Genomic DNA, 9,515 nt, shown 5'->3' with positions numbered 1-9,515 from the left:
TCCTAAAGGAACTATCTGAGTAGGGTTAATCATAGAATGACTATAATAATCGTGATGTTTGATATGATAGAAGTTGACCGTTTCACTTACACCAGGCCACTGATATTACTCACGCAGATATTCCGAAGTATGGGTGGAGCAGCTTAATACCGCAGCGATCGTTTGTTGATTAAAAAGCGCAGAATGTGGCGCAGATTCAAATTCCTTTAATAGATGCACCCTAGATGCTTTTTGTGCAGGAATTATCCGTGTCCCATTCGTCCCAGATATTTTTATATGTCTACCAATGAGTATTAAATAAATCGGAAAAATTCATTTACATCCGCTTTTGGACGAAGCTATATTCCATAATGGACGAACTCATAATCCATATTAGACGAAACTTAGGCCAGCCTCTTTAATACCAAAAAAAATAATTTTCCAAGACAACTTAAAAGTCGAATGGAAATTGCTATGAAGACTAACATTAAATATGTTATGGCGCTCAATTGAATTCCATTTGAATTCGATGCTCCCGATCGGGAACATTAGAAGAAAAATGATGATTCAATCCTCAGAAAATATAGGACGTTATATTCGCAAAGTTCGTAAAGAACTTAATGTTACCCAAAAAGATTTGGCTTTAAGTGCTGGAACTGGATTGCGTTTTATTATTGATTTGGAAAATGGAAAGCCCACTTGCCAAATTGGAAAAACACTGCAAGTGCTACAAGTACTTGGAATTCAACTCAACTTATCTCATACTGATTTCGAAAATGAAAAATCATAAGCTGAATGTCTATCTTAGCCACATACTAGCAGGCCAATTAAGTATTGATATGTATGGCGACATGTCTTTTGTCTATGATGATGGCTACCTGGAAGACAAGCAGAATCTCCCGTTGTCACACTCACTTCCCGTTAAAAAAACATTTATTCAATGCAGCAATGCCGTCCATTTTTTAGTGGTCTCTTACCCGAAGCCCATATGCGTACTGCTATTGCTCGTCAATTGGGTGTCAGTGAAAAAAATGATTTTGCCTTATTAGCTGCTATTGGTGGTGAGTGTGCCGGGGCTGTGATGATATTGCCTCAAAATACATCCATAGTTCAGCTAAAGCCAGACTATAAAATTATCAAAAAAAAACACATATTAGAAATACTGCAAACCATGCATCAAAGACCTATGATAGTCGGTGAGGATGGAATCCGTTTATCCCTTGCTGGAGCTCAAGATAAACTCCCTGTTGCTATTATTGAAGGAAATCTCGCAATACCAATGAACGGTGCACCCAGTACCCACATTTTAAAACCAATCAATCGAGACTTTCCCACCCTAATTGAAAATGAGTGTTTCTGCCTTAAGCTGGCGCAAAAAATTGGATTAAATTCTGTGGACGCAGCTATCCATTATGTTGATGATACCCCTTATCTGTTGGTTAAACGTTATGATCGGATTGAGATAGAGCAAGGAATCCAACGCCTTCATCAAGAAGATTTTTGTCAGGCAATGGGTATAAATATCAGCGAGAGGGGTGCCCCAAAATTAGTGAGTGCTTTGGTTTGATAAGAGAGATATCAAGTCCCCCTGTCTTTGACATTAAAGAATTATTACAGGGGATTCTGTTTAATGTGATTATTGGCAACAATGATGCACATAGCAAAAATTTCTCTTTGCTCTATCAGGATTCAAAAACTCGTTTGGCACCTTTCTACGATATGATTTCAACCGTATATTATCCTAATCTCGCCAGTAAAATGGCGATGAAGGTTGGTAGTAAATCTGATTTTGATGGCCTATTCCCGCGTCACTTTACACAAATGGCAGAAGAGGCTTTTTTATCCGGTGCCCTAGTACGTAAAGAAGTCTTGAATCTAATTAACAAAATTCAAAAAAATATAACGGCCACCCCATTTACTAGCATCATTTTGCAGCGTGCTGACAAATTATTTCAAAGATTCCAGAAGACTTCAGCAGAATAATCTTTGTAATAATAGTTAGCGACGCCACATATATTCAACTTAACTCCGCTGTTTCCATCATATGCTCAAGTATAAATTAGTAACCTGGTGCATTGGCTCACGCAACCGCTCCACATCTTTCATGATATAGCCTGCTATAACGTCATTGATCATTTTATGATTGAGTAATCTCTTTAACGCATAGGCTGGTAAATCAATGCTGTCTGCTATGGTGGCAAAAGTTCTTCTCAGATTATGCAAAGTAAATAGCACGCCAGATAACGCCACTACCTTATTCACCGCTTTTTTAGGCTCATAAATATATCCCGTCTTGCTTTCAGCTGGAAATACAAACTCACTGGTTTTGTTTCGACTGCGTCGTTAGATTAGCTCATAGACAAAATCAGACATGGGGGAGTGTTTATTTCGTGGTTTTTGGTGTCTTGCAGGGTGATGGTTTTGGATTTCAGATCAATATCTTCCCAACGTAAAGAAGATGCTTCCATTTTTCGCATACCGGTGAACAGGAGTAATAAAAAATAATCATGCCACAAGAAGGCATTGCGGTAATTATCGGTCTCAACCAATACAATGACCGCTTTATACCAGTCAGCTAATTGATGCGGTTTGATCACTTTTTGTTTTCGATCCACTCGATACCATACCCAGGTATGAGATAGATATTTCACCGGGTTAATGGTGACCATTGGATGGCCGTTGCCGTCATGATATTCATACATGGAATTATTGGCACGTGCTTTACTATTTGCCTGGCCATGCTTGCTGTGTCGTTTGGCAATCATCTCTCGGGTAAAATTTACCAGCGGTTTATCAAACCAGTCAGGTACTACTTCATGCAGCACACATTGATAATTGTTTAAGGTGCGTGGCTTTAAATCTTTTCTTGCTTTGAGGTAGTCATCCAACACCTGTTGTAAGTTCATGCATGAACTTTCTTGGTTTTCTTTTCCGCTACAGGATCATCACCTCTGGCCACACCACCCAAAAGACTCTTGGCTTGCGTTCTGGCCTCATCAACCGTCAGGTTGCCTTATTTACCTAACGTCACTCTTTTAACCTTGCCGTTGATTCTGGTTTCAACAATAAAACTCTTAATACCGCCTGAGGTAACTCTTAAAGCAAATCCTTTTAAATCATTATCTCGATAAAAGTTTGGGTTTTTCCGAAAATATGTTCGAATTTATCAACGATGGTTTTGGTTAATTTAATACCCTTTTCAGCTTCAGCCATAATTTACTTCTAAAATCCATGTAGACACTTTATTTAAAACTAAATAAATCTCAACAAGGCAAATTATGGCTTATCAGCATTGATTTTAAATGGTTTTTAAAGGAATTTTAAAATTTGCCTTACATCTAATAATAATGGTTGATATCTACTCACTTTTACTATGGAAAATCCAGGTAAATTTAGGATAAGATTGTTCTTCGGCACTTTAATCTCCTGTTGATCGCTAAATCAAGGAGTTAGCCTAGACTAATTTGATTAAAGTGCCCTCTTATTTGAGCCGTTTTTACTCATTCACTTATACCCAAACTCAGCTTGTGTGCTTACAACAGCATCAGTTTTTGTTGCTGAAAAAGAACCAAACCGGTGCAATGCGGAGGAATTCCTTTCCATTCTACTAAACGCCCTCTCTGCCTCCAAATCAATTCGCATTTGGCAGTCATCACAAACTTCTTGAATTAAAGGCCGAATATTAAACCAACTACGCCGATGCCTCAGTTTCATTAATTCTAATTCGAGCTCAAGCCGATGTATCTGTACATCAACTGGATTTTTCAGATGGGCCCCAAATGATACTTTTATATCATTAATTTCTTTAATTCGTGATTCAACTTCTCCTTTTTGAAGTTCATCCAATCGTGTTTGGACAGACTCTTTAATTGTTTGCTTTTTCTTATTTATGGCTTCTAAAATAACCTGTGGATCCTGTCCTACTGGAAAACCTAGAACTTGCTTTGCTTGATCTAATTTTTTAGAGTGACTGACGAACTCTAAAAGATCCTTAGTCATTTTTTGCAAATGAGACGCTACATTTTCGTGAAAAATATCGTCCTTAAATGATACTGGAAAAGCAGCGATTTCTTTAGCGCATTCAATAATGGCTCTTTGCGCCTCATCAACACTCATTTTTGAAACTATCCCTTGGTCATGAGCTGCCTGGCCGTATATCAATTCAAATATATGGCTATCCAAACTTGGATCAGCCAAGCGCAATGAGTTAAGAAATGCTTTTATATTGCCATTATAATTTAGAATGCATGAAGATACTCTCCCTTGCTTTTCAATAGATAATGAATTGAACACAACCGGGAAATGAGGCATCTGCTCATGTAAGTTAACACAGTTTACAATGACATTCGGTGGCAATGAACCATTACCTTCTCTTATCTTAAATAGCATATGAAGCAGATGAGGATGAGTATAAATAGCTTTTCCAATATTTTCGTGAAGGCCTAATAGAGTACGTGTAATATCAAGATGATAAGGATTAGAACTAAACGTGGCAAAACGACTTCTTCTTTGTATGAGATCAAGAAGTGAATAATATTCTAGCTTCTCGTTGTCCCAGGGATTCACCAAAACCACATCATATCCGCCTGGGCTCATCGCATTAGGAATAATTTTATCTATTCTTAGTGCATGACATCCATGTCTTTGTCCATAAACATCAACTTCACCCCAATCCAGAGCAACATAAACCGGCTCTTCGGGTCTAATCGCTTTTAACTTAACAATGTCATAGATATTTAAATAATCTTGAGAATTAATACCGAGTAACTTTGCAACAAATGCTGTTTCATAACCTACGTGTCTGTAAGGCATATTATGGGCCATAACACTCGCTGCCGGATCCTGGGGATTCCAACCCTGATTTAAATAATAATAAGAGCTGAGTCGCTCCAAAATTTTTATGGCAAGTGAATTACTTTTTACCCCCTCAGGTGCCAGGTCAATTTGATTGAGCCTATTATAATCAATAAAAAACACATCTTGATTTGTCTTTGGATCATAATAATAGATGAATTTACCGGGTATCTTATCCAACTGTAATAATGCGCTTTGGTCTGTACGTTTGATTCGTACTTCAACACCACCTACTCTTTCAACAAATAATGATTTTAGCGCGGCATAGCCTTCTGGTCCCGTACTTAATAAACAGTCGACCGCTGCTAAAAGATAACAATCCCCACCTCTGCCTTGGCGTATCGTAATAGGGCCATCATTTGGGGGAAATAAGGGGGTAGTCATAATAAGAGCCATCCTGTTTAGTAAAAATAATCAAGATATCAGGAACATCTTATTAGAAAATTAATCATGTATTACATTTACGTATAGGGTATACGAAAAACGATTTCTTTTGCGTGGGCTACACTCATAGCCGTCATGCTACTTCCTTTAAGTTAAATCGCCTAGCAATTATGAGGCAAACTTCGGGCAAGACGATACTATCCGAACTCTAGTGAGGGCTCTTCTGTTGTGGAACAATGATGACTTTACAGTAAAAAAGTGTCGCTTCATTATTTTCCACTCATCGAATTTACCTGAAGGAATGAAGCCTTTTGTGATTAGGTGGATACCCGCTTCACGCAGCCTCTGCGGCGTAAAATACTGCTCTTTCAAACAAATCTTTCAATGTGTTCTCATTACTTAGTTTCATACTCATAATTTTAATTAAACCCAGTAACCTCAAATGGGTTTCAAAAATAAAATCACCAATAAAATCAATTGATTATTTTTTAATTGAGTGACTCATAATCCGTTGACCCTAGGTTCTGCTCCTAGTGGCCACACCAATTTATGCATTTAAAATCAATAAGTTAAGTTGACTACCTGTTTTAATACGAAAGTCCTTGTGTGACTTTTGCGTAAGCTAGATCACGTACTTACAAACTTACCTGACTATCCCTTTGAGTATTTTTACTGGCAGGTATACTCTTAGGGTTTCGCAACAAGGTTAGGCGCTTCCCCATTTCCGGGTCAATCTGCTGATAAGTCTGCAAACAGAATTGATTCAATAAACGAATCACATGAAAACGATCGGCAACAATCATTGTTGGGAAAGTAACGCCTGATTAACTTGCGGTAACTGGAGCTTAAGTCAATAGCCTGTACCTTATCTTTTCCTTCTAACGTGTTGAGATAGCCTTCTAAACCCTTTTCTGAACGCCCCTCAACCACATCAAATATTTTATGTTTGGCCAAATCACAAAAGGTTGTGGCATAACCCACTTTTCTATTTCAAACTTAGAACTACCACTCACTCAAAATCAGAAGAATCCGGCTCTTGAAGCTGCTGAAATTTAGCCTTCATCGTTGGATTTTGACGTGTCAGCTTCTTGATTGTTATGTCCTGTGCCTTGTCATTTGCAAGGCGAAGATTTCGATCTGTCCCCAGCAGCGCATCCTTAGTCTTCTGCAGATGATCAATTGATTTATCAATCTCATCAATTGCAGTTTGAAATTTCTTAGAGGCAAGCTCATAGTTTTTCCCAAATGCGGACTTGAATTGTTCAAGGTCTTTTTCGAAGTTTGTTATGTCAATATTTTGTGATTTAACAAGCGCAAGTTCTGTCTTATATTCTAACGACTTCATCGCCGCGTTGCGCAAAAGTGTAATTATAGTAAGAAAGAACTGTGGTCGAATGACATACATCTTTGGGTATCGGTGGAACATATCAACAATCCCAGAGTTATAGAATTCATTGTCAGGTTCAAGCAATGAAACAAGTACTGCATACTCACAGCCTTTTTCAGTACGATCTTTATCTAGCTCCTTTAAGAAATCTTCATTCTTTTTCTTAGTTGCAGTAGTGTCTATTTCATTCTTCATTTCAAACATAATTGAAACTATTTCAGTGCCTGCATGGTCTAAGTCACGAAAAATAAAGTCACCTTTGCTGCCAAAACTTGCATCGTTATCTTTTTCAAAGTATGCATGTGGAAAAGCAGTTGCACGAATCCGATTGAACTCTGTCTCGCAATGCTGTTCTAAAGTTTCGCCAACCATCTTTGTCGAAAGACGAGCTTTCATGTCTCGTAATCGTTCAATCGTATCGTCACGATCTTTGAGCTGTGTTTCATACTTGTCTTTGAGAGATTTTTCAGAAAGTTGCTTTTCTAGCTCTGCTTGTTTAAGACTGTTTTTCAGTTCATCCCGCTCTTTCTCAACTTTGCTAAGTGCCTCGGCAACAGCAAGTTTCTTCGCAGATTCACTAGCACCAAGCTTTTCCTGAGCTAGTTTCAGGGCAGATTCTTTATCTAGTTTCGTCCTTTCCAGTTCGTTAGCAAGCTTATCACGTTCTTTCTCAATAGCTATCAGGGCTTCTGTCACGGCCAGTTTCTGTGCCACGTCACCAGCATCTAATTTTGCTTTTAATTCTTTTATTTCAGCATCCTTGTCTGAAACGAGCTTTTGCATATCATTTCTGATATTGCTCTTGGCAAGTTCTACTGCATCCAGTTTCTCCCTCTTAGCCAATTCGAGTCGCTCATGCAATTGCTGATCAAATTCTTTATCACGAACCTGCTTCAAAATGTCTGCATACCCAGCTTCGTCAACTTTAAATGCCTTTTTGCAGTGGGGGCAGATGATTTCATGCATATTTAATTCCTCTATCTATCGTTATTTACAGCAAGTTTTTGTAAATGTTAGTGGCAACCAATTGATTGAAAATATAGTTTAGTTGAATAATTAGGTAAAGAACATGCCACTTAAAATACTTGAGTCTAGCAATAAGAGTTTAAATAAACTGTCGTTTGGAGACTTCTTTATTCAATTTCATAAATTGCCAAGGAAGGTTAGCCTGGGGATCCTTGCTCATTAAAAACCTATTTATTGCAGACAACAAAGTAATTAAAGGGACAAGTCTTAGCAGCATGGAAAGATTCGTCTTGTTACCATCCTGCAAGGCCAAATTGACTGGCCAGTCCTGCTGCATCAACACGGTTTGCATGGTGTCGGTAATCAATTGGCCGATTGTTTGCCGGTTGGCAACCGCTTGATTCAACCATGGCATGTCGATTGCGCCATGAGATTGGCTGCTGTATTTCTTTAGTGATGAATCATGCTGAAAAGGTCCGTTCTTATTAATAAAACAGGACGCCCGGAGTCAGGCCTTGAATTTTGAATTTAAATTCGATAATTCACAATTCAAGGCCTGGCCCTCCAAATGCTTAACCGGTAATTTTCAAAATTTTGAAATCCATAAGTACGACGTTGAATGGCTATTATTTTAACAAAAATAGAACTTAACTTTTACTAAGCTCTATAAGGCTTCTTGATCGATTAGATTGGAGATTTAATTGGCTTCTGTGAGTGCTTAAAGCTCTTGAATGGTATATCCTTATGGATAGCAAGGAGAAAATGCTCATTAAAGCGGCTATTTGCAGCAAGTTATTGTTATTGATAAGAGCTCCCAAATAGCTACCCAGGGTGAACAGCGCCATCATGAGTAAACTTCTAATGGCCGATGCAGAGCCCCTGTTAGTTTCATAACATTGCAAAGCTCTTGATGAAGAGCTTCCCCACAACAGCGCTGCGCCAAACAGATACATTCCAAAAGTGACTGAAATAAGTAAGGCATTCAATAAGTTTGTTACATGGAAAAAAAGTAACACCAGGCTAGCGGCAAAGGATAATTTTGCTCCTAAACTTAATAGAAAGTCTATTCCAGTTGTTTTTATTAATCGATTTGCAATAGTTGTTCCGAAGATAAAAAATAGAGCGCTAAACGACATTAAATAACCAATTTTATCACTAGATAAATTCAAAGTATTTTTATACAAAATAGGAGCAATTGTTAAAAAACACCATTGGCCACAAGCAAGCAACGCAAACATGGCAATATATGAAAGAAATATTTTATCCTTAATAATTGGTGTGTACGTATTAACAAAATTCAGGGTTGATTTTTTAGCCTCAGATTTTTCTTTAGATTGAATGAACTGGCAAATCAAAATTAAAGTTGTGAGTATAAAAATGAAATAGAAATCTGCTTTCCAGCCCCATAATTTATCAAGTTGCCCCCCGAGAGCTGGAGCTGTCATAGGAGCTAAAGCAATAATACTCCCTATCCAAGACATAATTCCCGCACTTTTATCTTTGGGATATAAATCTTGTATTATGGCCCAACCAATAACGGGAACCGCAACTCCTCCTATTCCCTGAATTAATCGACCGATTAAAAAAATAGTTATAGTAGTTGAGTCAATACAGATTATGGTACCTATTAAAAATATTCCCATACCCAATTGAAATGCTTTCTGACGTCCCAGTCTGTCTGAGAAAAATCCCCAAAACAAGGTTGTTAAAACTTGTCCTCCAAGAAAAAAAGAAATGGAAAGCTGTGCTTTGGAGTTCGTAACAGCAAAGTATTCAGCGATGTTAGGGAGGCTTGGTAAAAATATATCGGATGCAAAAAGTGTAATGATTGAGGAGCTAACGATAGTTAAAAGTGTTAAGTGCTTATTCAAAATTCGCTCCATTATATATTTCCCCCGTTTTATAGGTGAGAATTCCATATTCCAATCAATGATACCTCTCTTTT

The 9,515-nt window shown here is 37.9% G+C and carries 7 protein-coding genes and 3 pseudogenes; 2 read left to right on the top strand and 8 right to left on the bottom strand.

Going from position 1 to position 9,515, the window contains the following annotated elements:
* Positions 1-120: 120 nt before the first annotated feature.
* Positions 121-243, bottom strand: a pseudogene (locus tag EKG34_RS18915) (DNA-binding protein); the annotation flags it as partial.
* Between the two features lie 295 nt (positions 244-538).
* Here EKG34_RS18915 and EKG34_RS16495 point away from each other — a divergent pair.
* Both EKG34_RS16495 and EKG34_RS16490 read left to right on the top strand, forming a co-directional pair.
* Positions 539-769, top strand: a complete 231-nt coding sequence (locus EKG34_RS16495; RefSeq protein WP_003634917.1) for a helix-turn-helix transcriptional regulator — start codon at positions 539-541, stop codon at positions 767-769.
* A pseudogene (locus tag EKG34_RS16490) lies at positions 666-1,962 on the top strand (HipA domain-containing protein). The gene EKG34_RS16495 and the pseudogene EKG34_RS16490 overlap by 104 nt, the downstream one beginning before the upstream one ends.
* 57 nt (positions 1,963-2,019) lie before the next feature.
* Here EKG34_RS16490 and EKG34_RS18715 read toward each other — a convergent pair.
* The 7 genes and pseudogenes from EKG34_RS18715 to EKG34_RS16460 all read right to left on the bottom strand — a co-directional run bounded on the left by EKG34_RS18715 (position 2,020) and on the right by EKG34_RS16460 (position 9,441).
* Positions 2,020-2,241 carry a hypothetical protein gene (locus EKG34_RS18715; protein ID WP_223800052.1) on the bottom strand — a complete coding sequence of 74 codons (222 nt, stop codon included), beginning with the start codon at positions 2,239-2,241 and terminating at the stop codon, positions 2,020-2,022.
* A gap of 86 nt (positions 2,242-2,327) precedes the next feature.
* Entirely contained in the window at positions 2,328-2,885 is a 558-nt protein-coding gene (locus EKG34_RS18710; RefSeq protein WP_223800053.1) for a tyrosine-type recombinase/integrase, read from the bottom strand.
* Between the two features lie 598 nt (positions 2,886-3,483).
* Positions 3,484-5,217, bottom strand: coding sequence for a hypothetical protein (locus tag EKG34_RS16480; RefSeq protein WP_003634913.1), 1,734 nt, complete (start codon positions 5,215-5,217; stop codon positions 3,484-3,486).
* 719 nt (positions 5,218-5,936) lie between these two features.
* Positions 5,937-6,207: pseudogene (locus tag EKG34_RS16475) on the bottom strand (transposase); the annotation flags it as partial.
* Between the two features lie 19 nt (positions 6,208-6,226).
* Positions 6,227-7,570, bottom strand: a complete 1,344-nt coding sequence (locus EKG34_RS16470) for a DUF2130 domain-containing protein (protein WP_003634912.1) — start codon at positions 7,568-7,570, stop codon at positions 6,227-6,229.
* Positions 7,571-7,709: 139 nt separating this feature from the next.
* Positions 7,710-7,985, bottom strand: coding sequence for a hypothetical protein (locus tag EKG34_RS16465; protein ID WP_003634911.1), 276 nt, complete (start codon positions 7,983-7,985; stop codon positions 7,710-7,712).
* A 232-nt stretch (positions 7,986-8,217) separates the two neighbouring features.
* On the bottom strand, positions 8,218-9,441 hold the full coding sequence (locus EKG34_RS16460; protein ID WP_223800054.1) for a multidrug effflux MFS transporter: 1,224 nt from the start codon (positions 9,439-9,441) through the stop codon (positions 8,218-8,220).
* Between the last annotated feature and the right edge of the window lie 74 nt (positions 9,442-9,515).

The sequence above is a fragment of the Legionella longbeachae genome (assembly GCF_004283175.1).
GTDB classification, from domain to species: domain Bacteria; phylum Pseudomonadota; class Gammaproteobacteria; order Legionellales; family Legionellaceae; genus Legionella; species Legionella longbeachae.
The sequence above is the reverse complement of the archived record's forward strand: the minus strand, read 5'-3'. Positions and strand labels throughout refer to the sequence as shown.